We start from the raw sequence: 23206 nt of genomic DNA on the forward strand, positions 1-23206 counted from the left end.
GAGGAGAACTCTGGAAGTCAATTGGATGTGTTACCGCATTGTTACGAGTGGGGTGTTACCGCTGTTACTGATGCGATTCAGCAGGCTGGAACACATTTTGGCTAGCGCTGGAGATCAATGTAGGCGCTGGCTTGCCGGCGATGCGGGCGACCCGGTGTGTCAGGTGTGCCGAAGTCATGCTATCGCCGGCAAGCCGGCTCCTACAGGGGGCGTCAGGCTGTAGGGAGGCGTTCCAGGCCGACGAACGGGCATTCGGCGAGCAGGTCATTGAGTGGGCGGCTGTCAGGTAGTTGCAAAGTGGCAGGCGCCAGCTCAGCCAGCGGATACAGCACAAACGCCCTTAGATGCATCTGGTAATGCGGCACCTTCAGGCGTGGCTCATCGATCAGGCGATCGCCAAACAGCAGGATATCCAGGTCCAGGGTGCGTGGGCCCCAGCGCTCAAGGCGTTCGCGGCCTTGGTCGTTCTCGATGGCTTGCAAGGCGTCGAGCAGTTCCAGCGGTGCGAGGGTGCTGTCCAGCGCCGCCACCGCATTGGTGTAGCGTGGCTGGCCGGGCAGCAGGGAATCACTTTGATAGAAGGCAGAAACACCCACGAATGTAGTGTTCGGCAACTGCGTCAACGCCTCGATGGCATTGCGCAATTGCTGCTGCGGGGCCGCGAGGTTGCTGCCCATGCCGATGTAGATACGCTCCACCGCTTATTCGCCAGAGGTATCGGCGGCACTGCGCTTGCGTTTGCTGCCACTGCTGCGGCGGCGTTTTTTCGGCCCCTCGCCAGTGGCTTCGCCTTTGCTGCTGAGCTCACGAATCATCTCGCGACGTTCGCTGTCATTGGCGTCCTGGTAGTCGGTCCACCATTCGCCCAGGCCATCGGTCTGTTCGCCGGCGCTTTCACGCAGCAGCAGGAAGTCATAGCCGGCACGGAAGCGCGGGTTGTCCAGCAGCAGATCGGCACGTTTGCCACTGCGTCGTGGCAGACGTTCCTGCATGTCCCAGATCTCGCGGATCGGCAGGGTGAAACGCTTGGGGATCGCGATGCGCTGGCACTGTTCGGTGATCAGTTCGTGCGCGGCTTCCTGTATTGCCGGAATCGGCGGCATGCCACGGTTCTGCAGGCGCAGCACCCGGGCTGGCAAGGCAGGCCAGAGCAGGGCGGCAAACAGGAATGCCGGGGTGACCGGTTTGTTCTGTTTGATCCGCAGGTCAGTGTTGATCAACGCTTCGCTGATCAGCGTGTGGGTGTATGTCGGATTGTGCTCCAGTGCGTCGGCGCTGGCCGGGAACAGTGGGTCGAACAACTGCAAGTCCACCAGCATTTCAAACGTGTCGGCCGCATGCCCGGAAAGGAACAGCTTGAGCACTTCCTCGAACAGGCGCGCCGAGGGGATTTCCCGCAGCATCGGCGCCAGTTCGCGAATTGGCGCGGCCGTGTGTTTCTCGATACCGAAGTTCAGCTTGGCGGCAAAGCGCACGGCCCGCAGCATGCGCACCGGGTCTTCCTGGTAGCGCTGCGTAGGGTCGCCGATCAGGCGGATCAGATGATTGCGAATATCGTGCACGCCGTTGGCGTAATCGAGGATGCGTTCGCTGACCGGATCGTAATAGAGGGCATTGATGGTGAAATCGCGGCGCTGCGCGTCTTCTTCCAGGGTGCCATACACATTGTCGCGCAGGATACGTCCGCTTTCGTTGCGGGAGGACTGGTTGCTGTCTTCCTCTTCATCGTTTTGCGGGTGGCCTGCGCGGAAGGTCGCGACCTCGATGATCTCGCGGCCAAAGTGGATATGCACCAACTTGAAGCGCCGCCCGATGATCCGTGCGTTGCGAAACTCGGCGCGCACTTGTTCTGGCGTGGCGCTGGTGGCGACGTCGAAATCCTTGGGAGTGATGTTGAGCAACATGTCGCGCACGCAACCGCCGACCAGGTAGGCCTGATAGCCGGCGTTCTGCAGGCGTTCGACGATGTTCACCGCATAACGGCTGAACTGGGCGCGCTGCAGCGAATGTTGATTGCTGTTGAGCACTTCAGGCGTGCTGCGAATGTGTTGCGTACGACGCAAGGGGGAACGGAATGACTGGAACAACTTCTTCAGCATGGGATGCACTGTTTGAAGGAATGTTCGGCCATAACGAAGAATGACCGCATGATGGGCCGGGATTCTAGCATTTAGTCAGGGGATGGTGTAGGAACTAGCTGCACGCGCTGAGTCGGATGCTTAAATGAGGCCGCTTTGACGCTCAAATCGCAGAAACTACAAGGGGAGCCGAAGCTCCCCCAGAAAGTAGTTGCGTGCTCTATTTTTATTATTGGTTTCGGGCTTCTTGTTTTTGTTGATCGCCCTCGTCATGAAGTTTGACTTTCATGACACTCCCAACCGGGAGTCAAGAGCAAACGGATTGCTTTGGTCGCTGTGTTGCTATGATCGATGATCCAACCAGTTCAGGCTCTGCCTTGGGGCAGTTTTTGTTGTTCTCGGCCTGGTTGCGGGGCAAGCCCCAAATGCAACGCCTCTCCAAAAGAATCAGTTAGCTGCGCCTCCGCCGTGTTGTTTTTATTGTGCGTGAGTCGATTCGTCTTATTTTTATTGTGTGTGTACGGTGCTTTTTATTGTTTTTGTACTAAGCATATAGCAGGGGGCGTGCCAACTTTTGCGAGCCCCAGCAAAATCAGGGGGTTGACCGGTTTCTAGGTGTCTGGCGGGCGAAAAAAAGCCGGGGCTTCGTTACCGTAAGCCCCGGCTTTCTGTTACGTGAATATCTGAGGTAACAGTTTTTTCACGTTTAGGGTGTTACCCGATGTGAGTCGGCCTCAGCTTTCGCTGGCAACCCCGGTCTTGCGCCGTGGAATGCCCAGGCGCTGGCGTCGCTCCCAGAGGCACTTGCGGCTGACACCGAGTTTACGTGCCAGCTCCGTCTCGGTCATATGGTCCTGGTGCTCCAGGACGAAGTGTTGGAAGTAGTCTTCCAGTGACAAGTCTTCCGTAGGCTCGTGGCTGGTGTTACTGCCGCCCTGTTGCGGTGCAAGGCCAATGAAGTCGTCATCGTCCAGATCACTCAGTTCAATATCGATGCCCAGCAGCTCGGCAGAGATCTGCGGGCTCTCCGAGAGGATTACGGCCCGTTCAACAGCGTTTTCCAGCTCGCGCACGTTACCTGGCCATGAATAGTGGCGGATGGCCTGTTCGGCGTCGGTCGCAAACGTCAGGTCGGTACGGTTGACCCGTGCGCTCTGGCGCAACAGGAATGCATTGGCAATCTCGTTGACGTCTGCACCGCGTTCACGCAAGGCCGGCAGTTTGAGGGCGATCACGTGCAGGCGGTAATACAAGTCTTCGCGGAACTGGCCGATTTTCGCCAGGCTTTTCAGGTCGCGGTGAGTCGCTGCAATCAGGCGCACATCGACTTTTTGCGACTGTACCGAGCCGACCCGGCGTATCTCACCTTCCTGCAATACCCGCAGCAGGCGCGCCTGGGCTTCCAGGGGCAGCTCACCGATTTCGTCGAGGAACAGCGTGCCGCCGTCCGCCGCTTCCACCAGGCCTGCGCGTCCGGCGCTGGCGCCGGTAAAGGCACCTTTCTCATGACCGAACAGTTCGGACTCGATCAAGGATTCGGGAATCGCCGCGCAGTTCACCGAGATCATCGGTGCCTTGGCACGCTTGGACAGGTTGTGCAGGGCACGGGCCACCAGCTCCTTGCCGGTACCGGACTCGCCCTGGATCAGGACATTGGAGTCGGTGGGCGCAACCTTGCGGATCTTGACGTACAGTTCCTGCATGGGCGGGCAGGAGCCGATGATGCCAATCTCGCCGTTGCTGTTGTCGACCCCGGGTTTATCGCCGGCGGCCTTGCCGGCCGGGCGTTCTGCCGAGGCACTGCTGGCCGATTGGCGGTCGCGCAGGATACGGGCCACCGCCTGGAGCATTTCGTCGTGGTCGAAAGGCTTGGCGATATAGTCCACGGCGCCCATCTTCATCGAGTCGACGGCCGAGCGCAGGCTGGCATAGCTGGTCATGATCAGCACCGGCGTACCCTGGCCCAGCTTGATCAGTTCGGTGCCCGGTGCGCCAGGCAGGCGCAGGTCACTGACGATCAGGTCGAATGTGGGAACGCTGAAGCGTTCCTGGGCTTCCTGCACCGAGCCGGCTTCGCTGACCTGGTACTGATTGCGTTCAAGCAGGCGACGCAAGGCAGAGCGGATAATGGTTTCGTCTTCGACGATCAAAATGTGCGGCATTGATTCAATTCTCTCGACGGTCTCAGTTCACAGCGGACGTCGCTTCGACATGACGCGGCAAGGTCACCCGAATACGGGTGCCGCGTTGGCTTTCGGTGTCAGCCGGGCTGTCGATGGTGATTTGTCCATAATGCTCTTCAACGATGGAATAGACCAGTGCAAGGCCCAGACCGGTACCTTCACCTGGATCCTTGGTGGTGAAGAAGGGTTCGAACAATCGGTCCATGATGTTCTGTGGAATACCGCTGCCTTCGTCTTCGACGATCAGGTCGACCGTGTGCTCGAAGGCCTCGCTCTTGACCCTTACCGCACTGCCGGCCGGTGTCGCGTCGCGGGCGTTGGACAGCAGGTTGATCAGCACCTGGGCCAGGCGTTGCGAGTCGCCGACCACCCAGTGTTCCGGATCGCACAAGTTATAGAACTGTACTTCGAAATTGCGCCGATTCAAGGCCAGCAGCCCAATGGCATCTTGCGCGACTTCGGCCAGGCATACGGCTTCATCGTGATTCTGATGGCCGCCGGCGTGGGCGAAGCTCATCAGCGATTGCACGATGCGCGAGACGCGCTTGGTCTGTTCGAGGATCTGCCCGCTGATTTCGGTGATTTCGCCGTCTTCTTCGCGTTCTTCGCGCAGGTTCTGCGCCAGGCAGGCGATACCAGTGATCGGGTTGCCAATCTCATGGGCCACGCCGGCTGCCAGTCGTCCGATGCTGGCCAGTCGCTCGGAATGCACCAGCTTGTCTTCGAGCATCTGGGTTTCGGTCAGGTCTTCGACCAGCAACACCAGGCCACTGTTACCGGGAGCCAGGGGCTCGTCGATTGCGGCTTTGTGCAGGTTCAGCCAGCGGGTCTGGCCGTCGAGGGCCAAGTGCTGTTTGTGCAAGTGTTCGTCTGGCAGGTTGATAAAACCCAGCAACAGTTCTTTCCATGGATCGGCAATGGTGGTCAGTCGCGAGCCCACCACACGCTGGGCGGCGATACCGGTCAACTCTTCCATGGCCTTGTTCCACATCAGGATCTCCTGATCCTTGGCCAGGGAGCAGACGCCCATGGGCAGTTCCTGCAAGGTCTGGCGGTGGTAGCGGCGCAGGGCGTCGAGTTCGGCGGCAAGGCCGGTGAGGCGCGAGTGGTAGTCCTCCAGCCGGCTCTCGATAAAGTGGATATCTTCGGTGACATAGTTTTCGCCACCGGCCTTGTACGGCAGGAAGGTCTCCACCATGTCCTGGGACACGCTGGGGCCCATCAACCCGGACAGGTTGGCCTCGATACGATCACGCAGGCGGCGCAAGGCATAGGGGCGGCGCTCGTCGAAGGGCAGGTACAGGTCGCGTAGCGCCTGCTCCACCTCCTTTTGTGCGGCCTTGGCACCCAGGGGCTTGGCCAGTTGCGTGGCAAACTCCTGGGGCGACGCCGCATGCAGTTCGCGACGTTGCGGGCGGCGTACGTTATCCACGGCGCAGGCTTCGGCAGCGCTGGTTTCTTCGGGGCTGGCGTTGGTGAACAGGGAGATCAGGGTGAACATCAGCACGTTGGCCGCCAGCGAGGCGATGGCCGCCATGTGCCAACTGGTGTCGTCCAGCACGTAGATCATGTTCAGCAGCGGGATATAGAAGCCCTGCAGATTGCCGACCAGCGGCAACAGCATGGTCACCAGCCACACCAGGATCCCCGCCAGCAACCCGGCGATAAACCCGCGTCGATTGGCCGTCGGCCAGTACAGTACCGACAGCACGCCCGGCAAGAACTGCAAGGTGGCGACGAACGCGACAATGCCGAGGTTGGCCAGGTCCTGCTCGGCTGCCATCAGCAGGTAGAAGCCATAGCCGGCCATGATGATCGCCACGATCAGCGCGCGGCGTGTCCATTTCAGCCAACGGTAGATGTTGCCTTCAGCCGGCGGCTGGTACAGCGGTAGCACCAGGTGGTTGAGGGCCATGCCCGATAGCGCCAGGGTGGTGACGATGATCAAGCCGCTGGCTGCCGATAAGCCGCCGACGTAGGCCAGCAAGGCCAGGGATTTACTGTTGGCGGCGATGCCGATACCGAGAGTGAAATATTCCGGGTTGGTAGTGGCCCCCAGTTTCAGGCCGGCCCAGAGGATCAGCGGCACTGCCAGGCTCATCAGCAACAGGAACAGCGGCAGGCCCCAGCTGGCGCTGACCAGCGAGCGCGGGTTGAGGTTCTCGGTGAAGGTCATGTGGTACATGTGCGGCATGACAATGGCGGAGGCAAAGAACACCAGCAACAGCGTACGCCATGGGCCTTCTTGCAGCGGGGTGTGCAGGGCGGCGAGGGCGGTCTGGTTTTGCAGCAGCCACAGCTCCAACTGCTGGGGGCCGTCGAACACGCCGTACAGTGCGTACAGGCCCACACCTCCGATGGCGATCAGCTTGATCACCGACTCAAAGGCTATCGCAAACACCAGGCCTTCATGTTTTTCCCGGGTGGCGATATGTCGCGAACCGAAAAAAATCGTGAACAGGGTGATCAGCGCACAAAAGCTCAGGGCGACCCGGTGTTGCACTGGCTCATGGGTCAGAATGCCGATGGAATCGGCCACGGCCTGGATTTGCAGGGCCAGCAACGGCAGCACGCCGATCAGCATGAAAATCGTGGTCAGCGCGCCGGCCCAGGTGCTGCGAAAGCGGAAGGCAAACAGGTCGGCTAGCGAAGACAGTTGGTAGGTGCGGGTGATTTTCAGGATCGGGTACAGCAGCACTGGCGCCAGCAGGAAGGCACCAGACACCCCCAGGTAACTGGAAAGAAACCCATAACCGTATTGGTAGGCCAGGCCCACCGTGCCATAAAACGCCCAGGCGCTGGCATACACGCCCAGGGACAAGGTGTAGGTCAGTGGGTGGCGAATGATCGCCCGCGGGATCATCCCACGCTCACTGATCCAGGCCACCCCGAACAGCGCGGCCAGGTAGGCGGCGCTGATCAGCAGCATCTGGGTCAGGCTAAAGCTCATCGGCATCTTTTTGGCTCTGCAGGATGAAGGTCACGACGATCAGGATCAGCCACAGCAGATAGGGGCGATACCAGGCGCCCGTGGCGTCGATCCACCAGTCCATGATGGCGGGAGAAAACAGGTAGATCCCGACGACCAGCAGCAGGACCAAGCGATAGATGTACATGTTGGCCTCTGATTGAAAAACTGCGGCGATGTTAACGGATGGCTGGCAGGCTGCAAGCGCCTTCAGCGCAATTGCGCTTCGGCCAGGGTCTGTGTGCGTGGGATCCGGGAAGCATCCCAGTGGGCAATACCCCAATCCAGCAGTTCCCGTGGGCTGGCGTGGAGCAATTCATCCCCCGGCTGCTGGCCGAGGGCGCGCAAGGCCCTGAGTAGCAAAGGCGTGGTCTGGTCGGGCGTCAACGGCGGGGAGCGATAGGATTTGCCCAGTTTGTTACCGTCCGGCTGGATGATCAGGGGCACATGCAGGTAACGCGGCTGACGCAGGCCCAACAGCTCTTGCAGATACAGCTGGCGGGGGGTGGAGTCCAGCAGGTCGGCGCCACGCACGATATCGGTGACACCTTGCCAGGCATCGTCGAGCACCACCGCCAACTGATAGGCATATAGGCCGTCACGGCGGCGGATGATGAAGTCGCCGACATCGCGCCCCAGGTGTTGTCGGAATTCGCCTTGTACACGGTCGGTGAAATGGTATTCCAGCTCAGGAACACGTAGACGAACAGCCGCATCCTCCAGCGCGTGGCCGGCATTGCGGCACAGGCCAGGGTAAATACCGTTATACGGTTCCAATTGCTTGCGTGAGCAGGTGCAGGCGTAGGCCAGGCCGTGGTTGAACATGTCGTTCAACACTTTGGCGTAGGCATCATGCCGATCGCTTTGTCGGACCAGTTCCCCGTCCCACTCAAAGCCATAGCTTTCCAGGGCATGCAGGATCGCTGCCTGGGCGCCGGGCGCCTCACGGGGTGGGTCGAGGTCTTCCATGCGCATCAGCCAGCGGCCTTGATTGGCGCGGGCGTCGAGATAGGAAGCGAGGGCTGCAACCAGGGAGCCGAAGTGCAAATGGCCGCTGGGCGTGGGGGCGAAACGCCCGATATAGGTAGAGGCTGTCATGGCCTGGATATTACGGGAAAACCGCCAAACCCCAGAAACAAAAATGGAGCGTTTGCACGCCCCATTCGTTCAGCTCGGCAGTGATTACTTACCGACCTGTTTTTCCTTGATTTCGGCCAAGGTCTTGCAGTCTACGCACATGTCTGCGGTAGGACGGGCTTCCAGGCGGCGAATGCCGATCTCGACGCCGCAGGATTCACACCAGCCGTATTCTTCGTCTTCGATCAGTTGCAGCGTCTTGTCGATTTTCTTGATCAGTTTGCGCTCGCGATCACGGGCGCGCAGTTCAAGGCTGAACTCTTCTTCCTGGCTGGCACGGTCGGCCGGGTCAGGGAAGTTGGCTGCTTCGTCCTTCATGTGGTCAACGGTACGGTCGACCTCCTGCATCAAGTCCTGTTTCCATTTCTGCAGGATCTTGGTGAAGTGTTTGCGCATGGGCTCGCCCATGTACTCTTCGCCTTTCGCCTCGATGTAGGGTTCGAAGCCGCTGATGCTCTGTTGCTTTGCTTGGGTGGACATGAATAGACCGCCTCTCACTCTTCTAATCCATTGCGCAGGATTGCAACATCACCGACACCTGCCGGCCCTGCGGCTGCAAGCGGGCGAACTTACCAGATAGATTCGGGGTGCGCTACTCCCGGCTGTCGAGGCTCATCGAGCGCGGGGCTGCAAACTGCTGCGACCCGCCGTGGCCGGGCATACACCGTCTGGAAAGATGATTTTAGTCTTTTTGCAGGCCCTTGCCTGGCTCATCATCGCCGCCAGGCGGGCAATAGAACATGTTTTACCTCACGGGTTCGGTAGAATCCCGATTTTGTCCTCATTGTTAAGGAAGGCTAATGGCTCAGCCCTACAGTGCTCGCAGTCGTGCTATCGAACCTTTTCATGTCATGGCGTTGCTGGCGCGGGCCAATGAGCTGCAGGCCGCCGGCCATGATGTGATTCACCTGGAAATCGGCGAGCCGGATTTCACCACCGCCGAGCCGATCATCCAGGCCGGCCAGGCCGCATTGGCCAGCGGCAAGACCCGCTACACCGCCGCCCGCGGCCTGCCGGAATTGCGCGAGGCCATCAGTGGTTTCTACCGGCAACGCTATGACTTGACTATCGACCCCGAGCGCATCCTGATCACTCCAGGCGGCTCCGGGGCCTTGCTGCTGGCCAGCAGCCTGCTGGTGGATCCGGGCAAGCATTGGCTGCTGGCGGACCCAGGCTACCCCTGCAACCGGCATTTCCTGCGGCTGGTGGAAGGGGCGGCGCAACTGGTGCCGGTCGGTCCCGAGGTACGCTACCAACTGACCGCCGACCTGGTGGCGCGCTATTGGGACCAGGACAGTGTGGGGGCGTTGGTCGCCTCGCCGGCCAACCCGACCGGGACCCTCCTGGCCCGTGATGAGCTGGCCGGCCTGTCCAGCGCCATCAAGGCGCGCAATGGCCATCTGGTGGTGGATGAGATCTATCACGGCCTGACCTACGGCACTGATGCGGCCAGCGTGCTGGAGGTGGATGACGAGGCGTTTGTCCTAAACAGTTTTTCAAAGTATTTCGGAATGACCGGTTGGCGCCTGGGCTGGCTGGTGGCGCCCCCCGCTGCGGTGGGGGAGCTGGAGAAGCTGGCGCAGAACCTGTACATCAGTGCGCCGAGCATGGCCCAGCATGCGGCGTTGGCCTGTTTTACCGCGCAAACCCTGGCGATCCTTGAGGAGCGGCGGGCCGAGTTCGGGCGTCGGCGTGACTTCTTGCTGCCGGCCCTGCGCGAGCTGGGATTCGGTATCGCGGTAGAACCGGAAGGGGCGTTTTACCTGTATGCCGATATCAGCGCCTTTGGTGGCGATGCCTTTGCGTTTTGCCAGCACTTTCTTGAAACCGAGCATGTGGCATTCACGCCTGGGTTGGATTTCGGCCGCTTCCAGGCAGGTCATCATGTGCGTTTTGCCTATACGCAAAACCTCGATCGCCTACAGGAAGCGGTGGAGCGGATTGCCCGTGGCCTGCGGAGCTGGCAAGGCTGATGCGCTTTCATCCTCCCCTTGAAGAAGGCCGGCTGATTCGCCGCTACAAGCGTTTTCTGGCCGACATCGAAACCGTTACCGGCGAGTTACTTACCATCCACTGTCCCAACACCGGCTCAATGTTCAACTGCATGGTTGAAGGCGGGCAAGTCTGGTTCAGCCGCTCCAATGACCCCAAGCGCAAGCTGCCGGGTACCTGGGAGATTGCCGAGACCCCCCAGGGCCGCCTGGCGTGCGTCAACACCGCGCGGGCCAACCCGCTGGTTGAAGAGGCGCTGAATGCCGGGCTGATCACCGAGCTCAATGGCTTTACCGCGTTAAGGCGCGAAGTGCCTTACGGCCAGGAAAAAAGCCGCATCGACTTTCGCCTGGACTACCCCGGTGGCGCGGCTTATGTCGAAGTCAAAAGTGTCACCCTGGGGTTTGACGGCACACCTATCGCCGCTTTTCCCGATGCGGTAACCCAGCGTGGGGCCAAGCATTTGCGGGAGTTGGCACACCTGGCCCGCAGCGGTGTACGAGCTGTGCAGTTGTACTGTGTGAATCTGTCTGGCATCGATGGCGTAAGGCCGGCGGAGGAGATTGATCCCGGGTATGCCGCCGCACTGCGTGAGGCCAAGGCCGCCGGAGTGCAGGTCCTGGCCTATGGTGTGAACATCAGTGCACAGGAAGTCTGTATTGACCGCCCCTTGACTGTGCTGCTCAACGACTAGAGTTGCACCCACAACCCCTGTGCGTCTTCGCGGCCGGGCAGGGGAGTCAGGCTTTGGCCTGCGCAGGGACCGGCCACGCATTCGCCGCTTTCGATCAGAAACAACGCGCCGTGGGTGGCGCATTGGATCATGCTCGCGCTGGGGTCGAGAAAGCGGTCAGGCTGCCATTCCAGCGGGACGCCGCGATGGGGGCAGCGGTTGATGTAGAAATACACCTGGTCTTCGCGGCGCACGACAAACAGCTTGCGACCATCGATATCGAAGCCGCGACTGCTGTCTGGGGCCAGTTCGTGGGAGGGGCACAGAAACTTCATAAGCGTTCTCAGGTGGCGCGGGTCAAGGGGTGTAGAGTGATCCGGGGTTTGCGGGTAAGCCCGGTGCTTGACGTTCAAATGCAAACAATTATCAAATGCCGGTTTCGCCCGTTAGCTGACTGCGTGCTCAGTACAATGCCAGGCGGTCACATGACAGGCTCCATCCCTAGAAAGGAAACCCTTTTATGCGCCTGAGTACCAGCGCTATTGCGCTTGTTGTCGGATTGCTGGTCAACCCCCTGGCGCAAGCCGCGCAGTTGCCTCAACGCTGGGTCAGCGCCGGGGGGGCGTTGTCGGAGTGGGTGACGGCGCTGGGCGGGGAGTCGAAGCTGGTGGGTGTCGATACTACCAGCCAGCATCCGCAGTCGCTCAAGGCGCTGCCCAGTATCGGTTACCAGCGCCAACTGTCGGCCGAAGGGATCTTGAGCCTGCGCCCGCAGATCCTGGTGGGCACCGAGGAAATGGGGCCACCGCCGGTGCTGGCGCAGATTCGCAATGCAGGGGTGCAAGTGGAGCTGTTTTCCGCGCAGCCGGACCTGCCGACCCTGCAAGGCAACCTGCAACATCTGGGCAAGCTGTTGGGGGCCGAGGCCAAGGCTGCGGCACTGTTCAGCAGCTATCAGCAGCAACTGGAAGAGCAAAAAGCGGCCGTGACCCAGGCGCAAACCCGGCAAAAGGCCCCGGGCGTGCTGCTGGTGCTCGGACATGCCGGTGGCAAACCGTTGATCGCCGGCAAGGACACCGCTGCCGATTGGGTGCTGCAACAAGCCGGTGGGCACAACTTGGCGACGCACAGCGGTTACAAGCCGTTTTCGGTTGAGTCCCTGGCGGGGCTGAGCCCAGAAGTCCTGGTGTTCTCCGACCGCGCCCTGAGTGGCGAGGCGGCCCGTGCGGCCTTGTTCAAGGAGAACCCGATCCTGGCGGCCACTTCTGCGGCCAAGACCGGCCGGGTGTTCGAGTTGGATCCCACCTTGCTGGTCGGTGGCCTTGGCCCGCGGTTGCCGGCCAGCCTGCAAGCCTTGTCCGCTGGGTTCTACCCCGCTAAAACCCAAGCTGCCCCATGACCACTCTGGTTAAACCACGCGCCTTGTTTATAGGTTTGAGCCTGTTGTGTGTATTGGCGATATGGCTGTCCCTGGCCTTGGGGCCGGTTAGTCTGCCGTTGCTCGACACACTGCGCGCCGCCTTACGTTTGCTTGGCGTGCCCATAGAGGCTCAGGGCCTGGAGCAGGCTGAACTGATTCTCGGGCAGATCCGCCTGCCACGCACCCTGCTGGGGCTTGCGGTTGGTGGGGTGCTGGCGTTGTCGGGTGTGGCCATGCAGGGGTTGTTCCGTAACCCATTGGCCGACCCAGGGTTAGTTGGCGTGTCCAGCGGCGCTGCGTTGGGGGCGGCGGTGGCCATCGTCGGCGGTGCGGCTTTTGGTGGTCTGCCGGACGCCGTGGGGCCGTATCTGCTGTCGCTGTGTGCATTTTTGGGGGGCTTGGGCGTGACCGCCTTGGTCTATCGCCTGGGACGACGCGACGGCCAGACGAATGTTGCGACGATGCTGTTGGCCGGCATCGCCTTGACCGCCCTGGCGGCCTCGGCGGTGGGCCTGTTCACCTACCTGGCGGATGACGCCACTTTGCGTACCCTGACGTTCTGGAACCTTGGCAGTCTCAATGGCGCCAGTTATTCGCGACTGTGGCCGTTGCTGCTGGTCAGTGCTGGCGTGGCTCTGTGGCTGCCACGCCGGGCCAAGGCGCTCAACGCTTTGCTCCTGGGGGAGTCGGAAGCCAGTCATCTGGGGATCAATGTCGAGGGGCTCAAGCGCGAGCTGGTGTTTTGCACGGCCCTAGGAGTGGGCGCGGCGGTCGCTGCCGCGGGGCTGATTGGTTTTGTCGGGCTGGTAGTCCCGCACCTGATGCGGTTGCTGGCGGGGCCGGATCATCGCGTGCTCCTGCCGGCCTCGGTGCTGGCGGGCGCGAGTTTGTTGCTATTTGCCGATCTGGTGGCTCGCCTGGCGCTGGCGCCGGCAGAGCTGCCCATTGGTATTGTTACCGCCTTTATCGGTGCTCCGTTTTTTCTATACCTGCTGTTGCGAGGACGCGCCTGATGCTGCGAGTGGAAAACCTGCAGATCCGTCGCGGTCGTAAAACCGTACTGGCCGATGTGAGCCTGGATCTCAGGCCCGGTGAAGTATTGGGCGTGCTGGGCCCCAATGGCGCCGGTAAAAGCACATTGCTGGGCGCGTTATGTGGGCAATTGCGCCCGGATGAAGGGCAGGTCTGGCTGGACGACCGTGAGCTCAAGGATTGGCAGGGCGCGCAACGGGCGCAGCGGTTGGCAGTGCTGCCCCAGGTGTCGACCCTGGATTTCGCTTTTCGCGTCGAGGAAGTGGTGGGCATGGGGCGTTTACCCCATCAGACCGGGCGGGTACGCGACGATGAAATCATCGAAGCTGCCCTGCAGGCCGCCGACGTGGGGCACTTGAGCGGGCGCAGCTACCTGGCCCTGTCCGGCGGCGAGCGCCAGCGCGTGCACCTGGCGCGGGTACTGGCGCAACTCTGGCCGGGCGAAGCGGGGCAGACCTTATTGCTGGACGAGCCGACCTCAATGCTCGACCCGTTGCACCAGCACACCACCTTGCAGGCTATCCGCAGCTTTGCCGACCGCGGTGCGGCCGTGCTGGTGATCCTGCACGACCTGAACCTGGCGGCGCGTTATTGCGATCGAATCCTGCTGCTTGAGGACGGTCGTCCCCATGCCCTGGATACACCGGCGCAAGTATTGCGACCGGATTTGCTCAAGACGGTATTTGGTCTGGATGTGCTGGTGCAGCCGCATCCTGAGCTAGGTCATCCATTGATCATCGCCCGCTGAAGTTGCACCCAACCCTGTAGGTGCCGGCAAGCCAGCTCCTAGCAGGGGATGGCGCCAGGTGCCCGGGGCATAAATCCCAGGCAAAAAAAGACCCGGCAAGAGCCGGGTCAAATAACCGTGATTAGCCTGATGAGGAGATAATCTGAGAGTCCGAACCAATGGTCTTTCAGTTATCGGCTGATCTCGCGATCAGTTGTGATAATCATAACGATTCTCATTTGAGAGTCAACAATTGTTTTTGCGGCTCTTGGAAGTTTCCTCAAACGCCTGTTTGGAATCTTCGTAAACACTGGGCTTGCGACCTTTTCAACTTTTGCTGCGTACCGACAGCGCTTCCAATTGGCGATTCAGCGCCTCCTTGCGCTCGGTTGGAATATCGTTCCAATGCACATCCATCAATGCGCCTTCGATGGCATACAACAGGACTTTGGAAGCCCGGAAACCGCGGGTGCGTACCGCCCGGTAGGCGTCTACTGCGCCCAGTCGGCGCAGGTCCGAAGCGCTATGGATGCCCACCGCATGCAGCCATTGCGCCGAGGTCTTGCCAAGGTTTTTCAGGTGTTGCAGCTCATCATTCATCAAGCCTCCTTGCGACGGCCGAATGGTTCGGTGGGTATCGTGACCAGGCAAGCCTGAAAGGAGTGTAGCGCTCAGTAGGAAAAGCGTAGTTCTTTGCTCAGAAACGATGTAAATGCTTCTAAGGCTGGCGCTGGAATGTTGACGCCGACAGGCGAAAGCCCCCAGCCCGCCTTGCGTGCAGCCGGGGGGAGAGGTGTGTTGTCAGCGAGTGCGGTAACGCAGGCGGGTACCGAAATTGACCGACATAAGGATCTCGTCAGCGCTCAGTTCGGGTGGAAAGTAAGCGCCCGAAATCTGCGCATGGGCCAGGCTGGCGCCTTCCAGTGAGCAGTCGCGCAGGTCCAGGCCACGCAAGTCGGCTGAACGGAAGTAAGCATCGGTGAAATCCACGCCCCCGGCGTCCAGGTCACGCAGGTCGAGCCCTCGGAAGTCGCCACCGCGCATGTCAATGGGACCCTCCTTGGGGCGCTCCTGATTGAAGCCGCGGATGTCATCTTTATGCAGCAGCGCGTAGAGCGGGGTATCAAGCAGCTTCGGCTGGCCCATGGCGGCATCTCCTGTTGGACTTATGATGCCATTATAGTGCCACTATTTATGGCCGTGAGCTGTTAACGGCTTCACGGCCAGGAAATATTTCTTACAGCCCTGGCAGGCGTTGGCGAACATGGGCAACCAGCGCGTCCAGCGTCCCGCTTTCATTGGTCTCAACCCGCTTGCTCAGCAGCAGTTCTTCGGTACTTAGGGGATCGCGACTGGCCTGCTGCTGTTCAATGACCGCCAAGGTGGCGTCAGACGGATCGTTTTTATCTGCCTGACGTTTCGCCAGCCAACTGGCAATAACGGCCTGTGGTGCATTGCAATCCAGGATCAGGAATGGCGCGCCAGTGGCTTCTGCGACTTTGGCGGCAGCGTCGCGTTGTTCATGCTTGAGGTAGGTCGCATCCAACACCACAGGGAAGCCTGCGCGCAGCACGGTTTCGGCGAGGGTATGCAGGCGGGCGTACGTTGCCGCGCTGGCGTGCGAGGCATAGATCCCGGCTTGTGGGGTGTTCTCGACCTGCTGCTCGCCAAACAGGCGCTTGCGTTCTACATCGGAGCGCAGGCGGATGGCTCCCAGTGCATCGACCAGGCGCATCGCCACATGGCTTTTGCCGGTTGCCGATACGCCATGGGTAATTGCCAGGAAGCGCGAGGGGATGGTGCTGTAGCTTTCGGCCAGGTTGGCGTAGTTGCGGTATTGGCGCAGGGTGGTCGCTCGTTCGACCGGTGTCGCCTCGGGCGGCATGCTGAACAGCGCGACTTTGGCGCGGACCAGCGCACGGTAGGCTTTATAGAAATTCAGCAGTTCCAGGCTCTGGTAATCGCCGGTCAGCTCCAGGTATTGGCTGACAAAACGCCGGGCCAGGGACTTGAGGCCACGGTCTTCCAGGTCCATGGCCAGGAAACCGGTGTCGGCGCACACGTCGGTGAAGCGAAACGGCTCGTTGAACTCGATGCAGTCGAAGATCACCGCGTGCCCGTCGATCATGGTCGCGTTGCCCAGGTGAATATCGCCATGGCACTCGCGGATAAAACCATTGAGCTTGCGTTGCTCCAGCAGGGGCTTGAGGCGTTCAAAGCTGCTCTGGGCCCAGGCTTGCAGTGCTTCCAGTTGGGCTAGGTCGGCCTTGTCGCTGAGGAACGGGCGGATCTGCTCGAAGTTCTGCCGTACCGGCGCCATCACCTCGTCTGGGGTTCCGGCCGGGTGCGCCTCGGGAACCTTTGGGGCGTTCAGGTGGAAATGGGCAATCTGGCTGGCCATTTCATCGATGTGGCCGCTGGTCAGCTCGCCGTTGGCCTGCAAGGTGCTCAGCAGCTGGCTTTGCGGGAACTGGCGCATTTTCAACACATATTCGATGGCCGGGCCTTCGCCGCCCAGTTGCGGAGCTTCAACGTTGCCGGTAATCGGCAACACCTCAAGATACAAATCCTGTGTCAGGCGTTGGTTGAGGCGCAGTTCTTCGTTGCAGAAGTGAGCGCGGGCGTCCAGCTGGGTAAAGTCGAGGAAGCCGAAGTTCACCGGCTTCTTGATCTTGTAGGCATAGGGGCCGGTGAGCAGGACCCAGGAAATATGGGTTTCAATGACTTGAAACACTTCGACCGGATGAGGAAACAGGGCCGGGTTTTGCAGGGCGGCAATCAAGGGCTGGCTCACGGGCGATCCTTCGGAGTCTGGAAAAATAATGGAGCGCATTATGGCCGCTCAAGTCGGTCATGCAAACCGCCGTCCGGTTCATGTTGATCATCAATAAAATGCGTATAATCCGCCGCCATGACTCGTACCCGATCTCCCCGTACCCGTAAAAAACCTCCTTCTCGCAGCCTGCGCCCCTGGCTGGGCTGGGCGCTCAAGCTTGGCCTGGTTGGCCTGGTGGTGATCGCCGGCATCGCGGTATACCTCGATGCCGTGGTCCAGGAGAAATTCTCTGGCAAGCGCTGGACCATCCCGGCGAAGGTCTACGCTCGCCCGCTGGAGCTCTTTACCGGCCAAAAGCTGAGCAAGGCTGACTTCCTCACCGAACTCGATGCGCTGGGTTACCGGCGCGAAGCCGTGGCCAACGGGCCAGGGGCGGCGGCGGTCAGTGGCAATACCGTGGACTTGAACACCCGGGGTTTCCAATTCTATGAAGGCCTGGAAAAGGCGCAGCCGGTGCGCGTGCGTTTCTCGGGGGACTACGTGGCTGAGCTTTCCGCACTCAACGGCGGCAAGCTGCCGGTGGTGCGTCTTGAGCCGTTGCTGATCGGCGGGATTTACCCGAAGAACCTCGAAGATCGCATCCTGATCAAGATCGATCAGGTTCCACCGTACCTGCTGGAAACCCTGGTTGCGGTCGAAGACCGGGATTTTTACAGCCACTGGGGCGTATCGCCCAAGTCCATCGCCCGCGCCATCTGGGTCAACACCTCCGGTGGCCGGATGACCCAGGGCGGCAGTACGCTGACGCAACAATTGGTGAAAAACTTCTACCTGACCAGTGAACGCAGCCTGACCCGCAAACTCACCGAAGCCATGATGGCGATGTTGCTGGAACTGCACTACAGCAAGCAGGAGATTCTGGAGGCCTACCTCAACGAGGTGTTCGTCGGCCAGGATGGCCAGCGCGCGGTGCACGGTTTCGGCCTGGCCAGCCAGTTCTTTTTCGGCCAGCCGTTGTCCGAGCTCAAGCTGCATCAGGTGGCGTTGCTGGTGGGCATGGTCAAGGGACCGTCCTATTACAACCCTCGCCGTAACCCGGAGCGGGCCCTGGAGCGTCGCAACCTGGTACTCGACGTCCTCGAGCAGCAGGGCGTAGCCACGGCTGAACAGGTCGCCGCCGCGAAGAAGATGCCCTTGGGCGTCACTACCCGTGGCAAGTTGGCCGACAGTTCATTCCCAGGCTTTATCGATCTGGTCAAGCGCCAGTTGCGCGAAGACTATCGCGATGAGGACTTGACCGAAGAAGGCCTGCGGATCTTCACCAGTTTCGACCCGATCCTGCAGATGAAGGCCGAAGCCTCGGTCAGCGATACCTTCAAACGCTTGGCTGGGCGCAAGGGCTCGGACGAGGTCGAGGCGGCCATGGTCGTGACCAATCCGGAAACCGGTGAAGTCCAGGCCATGATCGGCAGTCGTCAGGCCAGTTTCGCCGGTTTCAATCGTGCACTGGATGCCGTGCGGCCGATTGGCTCGCTGATCAAGCCGGCGGTGTACCTCACTGCGCTGGAAAAGCCGAGCAAATACACCCTGACCAGTTGGCTCTCCGACGAAGCATTCTCGGTCAAGGGCGCCGATGGCCAGGTGTGGAAGCCGCAGAACTATGATCGTCGCTCCCACGGCACTGTGTTCCTGTATCAGGGCCTGGCGCATTCCTACAACCTGTCCACGGCGCGGCTTGGTCTGGAGCTGGGTGTGCCGAATGTGCTCAAGACGCTGGCGCGATTGGGCGTGAGCCGCGAGTTCCCGGCCTTCCCGTCGATGTTGCTGGGTGCGGGGGGCTTGAGCCCGATGGAAGTGGCAACCATGTACCAGACCCTGGCCAATGGCGGTTTCAATACGCCGATGCGCGGGATCCGCAGTGTCTTGACGGCGGAAGGGGAACCGCTCAAGCGCTACCCATTCCAGATCGAGCAGCGTTTTGATCCGGCCTCTATTTACCTGATCCAGAACGCCATGCAGCGAGTCATGCGCGAAGGTACGGGGCGGTCGGTCTACAGCGTGCTGCCGTCCAACCTGACGCTGGCCGGCAAGACCGGTACCAGTAACGATTCCCGTGACAGCTGGTTCGCCGGCTTCAGCCAGGACCTGCTCGCGGTGGTCTGGCTGGGGCGCGATGACAACGGCAAGACACCGTTTACCGGCGCGACCGGCGCCTTGCAGGTCTGGACCAGCTTTATGCGCAAGGCGGACCCGCTGCCATTGAACATGCCGCAACCCGACAATATCGTTCAGGCCTGGATCGACCCCCATACCGGCCAGGGCTCCGATGCCAACTGTCCGGGTGCGGTGCAGATGCCGTATATTCGCGGCAGTGAACCGCCAGCCGGCGCTGCGTGTGGGGGCTTGCCCACAGACGCGGATTCGGTGATGGATTGGGTCAAGGGCTGGATGAATTAAGCAAAGAGGATTTCAAGTGAACAAGTGGTTGATTCCAGCTGTTACAACATTGGCTTTGCTCAGCGGTTGCTCCACCGTGCAGCGCGGTTCCATCCCGGTGGTGGATTCCGGCACAGCCGTTTCCAATAATGATCGGATCTCGGCCAACGGCGGCTTTCGCCAGACCGTGACCACGCGTCCGAACCCTGCCACGACCCGGGCTGTGCCACAGGATTCCGGGGTCGTGGTGATGGTTCCGGGCGGTGGCGCAACCGCGTCTGCACCCATCAGCTCCGCGCCATGGACGCCGGGCCCGATCACACCGGGGCCGTCGAGCTCTGCGCCGATTGATACCGCGCCGGTCAACCAGGGCACCTACAACATGCCGTCGACGCCGAGCGGGATTCCATCGGCCAATGCTGGCGGTCTGTCTGCCGACGAGCAGTTGGACGGCCCGGTCCTGGCCTTGCTCACCACTGCGCAGCAACAGCAGGCCGGTGGCGACTTGAATGGCGCATCGTCGAGCCTTGAGCGCGCCCAGCGTGTCGCGCCACGTGAGCCACAGGTGCTCTACCGCCTGGCGCAAGTGCGCATGGCCCAGGGTGATGCGCCACAGGCTGAGCAGTTCGCCCGTCGTGGCTTGACCATGGCCAGCGGTCGTCCTGACCTGCAGGCCAGCCTGTGGGCCTTGATTGGGGATGCGCGTGCTGCGCAAGGCGATGCCGCCGGTGCCGCCCAGGCCCGGCAAAAGGCCAAGGTCAGTCTCTGATGGATCCTCGTTTTCCGGCGATTGCCGAACAGCTGTTGCTGATTGAGCGGGAACTGCGCCTGGCGGGCTGGTGGGATGCGGTGTCCCCCGGTGCCGAAGCGCTGAGCAGTGTTGAGCCGTTTTCCGTCGATACCCTGGATTTTCATCAGTGGTTGCAGTGGATCTTCCTGGTCCGAATGAAACAGATCCTCGAACAGGACCTGCCGCTGCCCAACGCGTCAGGCATCCTGGAGATGGCCGAGATGGTCTATGCTGATCGCCCCCGAGAGAGCCTTGGCCTGCGGTCTGCGCTGAAAAAGTTCGACCAACTGATTGTCGACGCTCGTTAATTGCCTGACTGTCGGGTTTTCCGGCAGTCTTGCGCACATTTCTACCGCTTGACGACATTCATGCGAGTTTTATCCCTCCTCTGACCCCTTTCTTCTACGTTCTCATGCGCTTAGTTGGAAAAAAGCGCAATTATTGCTTGACTTGAAGGGGCTGAAACAGAAGAATCCAAAGTCCGCTGTATCGGGACTGCCAGAAGCAGGCCCGCTCAGCAGATCATGAGGCGCACATCCGCGCCGACCTGTTACACCCGCAACGCGTTACCTCGCGCTGGGTGGGAAAAGCCCGCAACACTTGGGACGATCCCAATACTTGCTCAGTCAGTGCTGACGTAGTCGGCGACCACCGTCGCTCATGCTCTGTTGAGAAGTAAACCTATTAAGACCCGTCGGTTTTCAACGGACGGTATTCTGGCGTTTTAGAGGTGAACAACGTGGAGCTTTTATCTGGTGGTGAGATGCTCGTCCGCTTTTTGCGTGACGAAGGCGTCGACTATATCTACGGGTACCCAGGTGGTGCTCTGCTGCATGTCTACGACGCGCTGTTCAAGGAACCGGCTGTCAACCACATCCTGGTTCGCCACGAACAGGCCGCGACCCATATGGCTGACGGTTACGCCCGTGCCACCGGTAAAGCCGGCGTGGTGCTGGTAACGTCCGGCCCAGGCGCAACCAATGCCATTACCGGTATCGCGACTGCGTATATGGACTCTATTCCGATGGTGATCATTTCCGGCCAGGTGCCCAGCACCATGGTCGGCACCGATGCATTCCAGGAAACCGACATGATCGGTATCTCCCGGCCGATCGTGAAACACAGCTTCATGATCAAGCATCCGTCGGAGATCCCGGACGTCATGAAAAAGGCCTTCTACCTCGCACAGTCCGGTCGCCCGGGGCCTGTGGTGGTCGATATCCCGAAAGACATGACCAACCCGGCGGAAAAATTCGAATACGTCTTCCCGAAAAAAGCCAAGCTGCGTTCCTATAGCCCGGCCGTTCGTGGGCACTCGGGGCAAATCCGCAAGGCGGCAGAAATGCTCCTGGCGGCCAAGCGCCCGGTACTGTACTCGGGTGGCGGCGTAATCCTGGGCGGTGGTTCCGCACCGTTGACCGAACTGGCCAAGATGCTCAACCTGCCGGTGACCAACACCTTGATGGGGCTCGGCGCCTTCCCGGGTTCGGATCGTCAGTTCGTCGGCATGCTCGGCATGCATGGTAGCTACACGGCCAACCTGACTATGCACCACGCCGACGTGATCCTGGCCGTGGGGGCGCGGTTCGATGACCGGGTGATCAACGGCGCGAGCAAATTCTGCCCGAATGCCAAGATCATCCACATCGACATCGACCCGGCATCTATCTCCAAGACCATCAAGGCCGACGTGCCGATTGTTGGTCCTGTGGAAAGCGTATTGACCGAAATGGTCGCTGCGCTCAAGGACATCGGCGAGGCGCCGAACAAGGAGTCTGTTGCCAGTTGGTGGAAGCAGATCGACGAATGGCGCGGTGACCGCGGCCTGTTCCCTTACGACAAGGGCGATGGCAGCATCATCAAGCCGCAGACCGTGATCGAAACCCTGTGCGAAGTGACCAAGGGCGATGCCTTTGTGACCTCCGACGTGGGCCAGCACCAGATGTTCGCCGCGCAGTACTACAAGTTCGACAAGCCTAACCGCTGGATCAACTCCGGTGGCCTGGGCACGATGGGCTTTGGTTTTCCTGCCGCCATGGGGGTGAAGCTGAGCTTCCCGGATGTGGACGTGGCTTGCGTCACCGGTGAAGGCAGCATCCAGATGAACATCCAGGAGCTGTCGACCTGCCTGCAATATGGTTTGCCGGTGAAGATCGTCTGCCTGAACAACGGTGTGCTGGGCATGGTGCGCCAATGGCAGGACATGAGCTACAACAGTCGTCACTCCCATTCCTACATGGAGTCGTTGCCTGACTTCGTCAAATTGGTTGAAGCCTACGGCCATGTCGGCATGCGCATCACTGATCTGAAGGATCTCAAGCCGAAGATGGAAGAGGCGTTCGCCATGAAGGATCGCCTGGTGTTCATCGACATTCAGGTCGACACCAGCGAGCACGTCTACCCGATGCAGATCAAAGACGGCTCAATGCGCGATATGTGGCTGAACAAGACGGAGCGAACCTAATCATGCGGCACATTATCTCCCTGCTTCTGGAGAACGAACCAGGCGCTCTGTCTCGTGTGGTCGGCCTGTTTTCGCAGCGCAACTACAACATCGAAAGCCTGACCGTGGCCCCGACCGAAGACCCGACCCTGTCGCGTCTGACGTTGACCACCGTGGGCCATGACGAAGTGATCGAGCAGATCACCAAGAACCTCAACAAGCTGATCGAAGTGGTCAAGCTGGTCGACCTGTCGGAGAGTGCTCACATCGAGCGCGAGCTGATGCTGGTCAAGGTCAAGGCCACGGGCGCCCAACGTGCCGAGATCAAGCGCACGACCGATATTTATCGCGGGCAGATCGTCGATGTAAGTGCCAGCGTTTATACCGTGCAACTGACCGGTACAAGCGACAAGCTGGACAGCTTCATCCAGTCGATCGGGACGGCCTCGATTCTGGAAACAGTACGCAGCGGTGTCACCGGGATTGCCCGTGGCGACAAAGTGCTCAGCATCTAACCCAATTAGCGAATGGCCTTACGGCCTGGATATATA

The 23206-nt window shown here is 60.5% G+C and carries 21 protein-coding genes; 10 read left to right on the forward strand and 11 right to left on the reverse strand.

Annotated features, from left to right (window positions below; translation table 11 throughout):
• Positions 1 to 212: 212 nt before the first annotated feature.
• The 7 genes from folK to dksA form a co-directional block, all read right to left on the reverse strand.
• The gene (folK, locus tag HZ99_RS21840; protein ID WP_038446001.1) at positions 213 to 698 is read right to left on the reverse strand and encodes a 2-amino-4-hydroxy-6-hydroxymethyldihydropteridine diphosphokinase; all 486 of its coding nucleotides are present in this window, start codon (positions 696 to 698) and stop codon (positions 213 to 215) included.
• A gap of 3 nt (positions 699 to 701) precedes the next feature.
• Entirely contained in the window at positions 702 to 2099 is a 1398-nt protein-coding gene (locus HZ99_RS21845; RefSeq protein ID WP_038446003.1) for a polynucleotide adenylyltransferase PcnB, read from the reverse strand.
• 713 nt (positions 2100 to 2812) lie between these two features.
• Entirely contained in the window at positions 2813 to 4240 is a 1428-nt protein-coding gene (locus HZ99_RS21850) for a sigma-54-dependent transcriptional regulator (RefSeq protein ID WP_038446005.1), read from the reverse strand.
• 22 nt (positions 4241 to 4262) lie between these two features.
• Positions 4263 to 7217 (reverse strand): sensor histidine kinase, encoded by a 2955-nt coding sequence (locus tag HZ99_RS21855; protein ID WP_162473191.1) that lies wholly within the window; start codon positions 7215 to 7217, stop codon positions 4263 to 4265.
• Positions 7201 to 7377: a hypothetical protein gene (locus HZ99_RS28770; protein ID WP_003176118.1), complete on the reverse strand. Its 177-nt coding sequence runs from the start codon at positions 7375 to 7377 to the stop codon at positions 7201 to 7203. Before HZ99_RS28770 ends, HZ99_RS21855 begins: the two co-directional genes overlap by 17 nt.
• A gap of 62 nt (positions 7378 to 7439) precedes the next feature.
• Entirely contained in the window at positions 7440 to 8327 is an 888-nt protein-coding gene (gene gluQRS / locus HZ99_RS21865; protein WP_038446010.1) for a tRNA glutamyl-Q(34) synthetase GluQRS, read from the reverse strand.
• 84 nt (positions 8328 to 8411) lie between these two features.
• Positions 8412 to 8846: an RNA polymerase-binding protein DksA gene (gene dksA, locus HZ99_RS21870; RefSeq protein ID WP_038446012.1), complete on the reverse strand. Its 435-nt coding sequence runs from the start codon at positions 8844 to 8846 to the stop codon at positions 8412 to 8414.
• A gap of 320 nt (positions 8847 to 9166) precedes the next feature.
• Between dksA and HZ99_RS21875 the strand changes: the two genes are divergently transcribed.
• Complete coding sequence (locus tag HZ99_RS21875) at positions 9167 to 10339, forward strand: pyridoxal phosphate-dependent aminotransferase (RefSeq protein WP_038446013.1); 1173 nt, start codon at positions 9167 to 9169, stop codon at positions 10337 to 10339.
• Positions 10339 to 11052, forward strand: a complete 714-nt coding sequence (gene sfsA, locus HZ99_RS21880) for a DNA/RNA nuclease SfsA (protein WP_038446015.1) — start codon at positions 10339 to 10341, stop codon at positions 11050 to 11052. The genes HZ99_RS21875 and sfsA overlap by 1 nt, the downstream gene beginning before the upstream one ends.
• On the opposite strand, the gene HZ99_RS21885 is transcribed toward sfsA, so the two are convergent.
• Entirely contained in the window at positions 11049 to 11366 is a 318-nt protein-coding gene (locus HZ99_RS21885; protein WP_038446017.1) for a Rieske (2Fe-2S) protein, read from the reverse strand. The genes sfsA and HZ99_RS21885 overlap by 4 nt on opposite strands.
• Positions 11367 to 11551: 185 nt before the next feature.
• Between HZ99_RS21885 and HZ99_RS21890 the strand changes: the two genes are divergently transcribed.
• The 3 genes from HZ99_RS21890 to HZ99_RS21900 are packed head-to-tail and all read left to right on the forward strand — an operon-like array spanning position 11552 to position 14231.
• Positions 11552 to 12430 carry a heme/hemin ABC transporter substrate-binding protein gene (locus tag HZ99_RS21890; protein WP_038446019.1) on the forward strand — a complete coding sequence of 293 codons (879 nt, stop codon included), beginning with the start codon at positions 11552 to 11554 and terminating at the stop codon, positions 12428 to 12430.
• Positions 12427 to 13464 carry a FecCD family ABC transporter permease gene (locus HZ99_RS21895; RefSeq protein ID WP_029298930.1) on the forward strand — a complete coding sequence of 346 codons (1038 nt, stop codon included), beginning with the start codon at positions 12427 to 12429 and terminating at the stop codon, positions 13462 to 13464. The genes HZ99_RS21890 and HZ99_RS21895 overlap by 4 nt, the downstream gene beginning before the upstream one ends.
• Positions 13464 to 14231, forward strand: coding sequence for a heme ABC transporter ATP-binding protein (locus HZ99_RS21900; protein ID WP_038446021.1), 768 nt, complete (start codon positions 13464 to 13466; stop codon positions 14229 to 14231). The genes HZ99_RS21895 and HZ99_RS21900 overlap by 1 nt, the downstream gene beginning before the upstream one ends.
• A gap of 306 nt (positions 14232 to 14537) precedes the next feature.
• On the opposite strand, the gene HZ99_RS21905 is transcribed toward HZ99_RS21900, so the two are convergent.
• From HZ99_RS21905 to HZ99_RS21915, 3 genes are all read right to left on the reverse strand, one after another.
• Positions 14538 to 14810, reverse strand: coding sequence for a TfoX/Sxy family protein (locus HZ99_RS21905; protein ID WP_038446023.1), 273 nt, complete (start codon positions 14808 to 14810; stop codon positions 14538 to 14540).
• A 201-nt stretch (positions 14811 to 15011) separates the two neighbouring features.
• The gene (locus HZ99_RS21910) at positions 15012 to 15356 is read right to left on the reverse strand and encodes a pentapeptide repeat-containing protein (protein WP_038446024.1); all 345 of its coding nucleotides are present in this window, start codon (positions 15354 to 15356) and stop codon (positions 15012 to 15014) included.
• 91 nt (positions 15357 to 15447) lie between these two features.
• Complete coding sequence (locus HZ99_RS21915) at positions 15448 to 17004, reverse strand: AAA family ATPase (RefSeq protein ID WP_038448158.1); 1557 nt, start codon at positions 17002 to 17004, stop codon at positions 15448 to 15450.
• A gap of 117 nt (positions 17005 to 17121) precedes the next feature.
• Here HZ99_RS21915 and mrcB point away from each other — a divergent pair, with 117 nt between their 5' ends.
• The 5 genes from mrcB to ilvN all read left to right on the forward strand — a co-directional run bounded on the left by mrcB (position 17122) and on the right by ilvN (position 23170).
• The gene (gene mrcB / locus HZ99_RS21920) at positions 17122 to 19443 is read left to right on the forward strand and encodes a penicillin-binding protein 1B (protein ID WP_038446025.1); all 2322 of its coding nucleotides are present in this window, start codon (positions 17122 to 17124) and stop codon (positions 19441 to 19443) included.
• 16 nt (positions 19444 to 19459) lie between these two features.
• On the forward strand, positions 19460 to 20191 hold the full coding sequence (locus HZ99_RS21925; RefSeq protein ID WP_038446026.1) for a tetratricopeptide repeat protein: 732 nt from the start codon (positions 19460 to 19462) through the stop codon (positions 20189 to 20191).
• On the forward strand, positions 20191 to 20520 hold the full coding sequence (locus tag HZ99_RS21930; protein WP_038446027.1) for a YqcC family protein: 330 nt from the start codon (positions 20191 to 20193) through the stop codon (positions 20518 to 20520). Before HZ99_RS21925 ends, HZ99_RS21930 begins: the two co-directional genes overlap by 1 nt.
• 431 nt (positions 20521 to 20951) lie before the next feature.
• A complete protein-coding gene (locus tag HZ99_RS21935) occupies positions 20952 to 22676 on the forward strand; it encodes an acetolactate synthase 3 large subunit (protein ID WP_038448159.1) in 1725 nt (574 codons plus the stop codon).
• 2 nt (positions 22677 to 22678) lie between these two features.
• Positions 22679 to 23170 (forward strand): acetolactate synthase small subunit, encoded by a 492-nt coding sequence (ilvN, locus tag HZ99_RS21940; protein ID WP_003176102.1) that lies wholly within the window; start codon positions 22679 to 22681, stop codon positions 23168 to 23170.
• Positions 23171 to 23206: the final 36 nt, after the last annotated feature.

This window comes from Pseudomonas fluorescens (genome assembly GCF_000730425.1).
GTDB lineage: Bacteria > Pseudomonadota > Gammaproteobacteria > Pseudomonadales > Pseudomonadaceae > Aquipseudomonas > Aquipseudomonas fluorescens_X.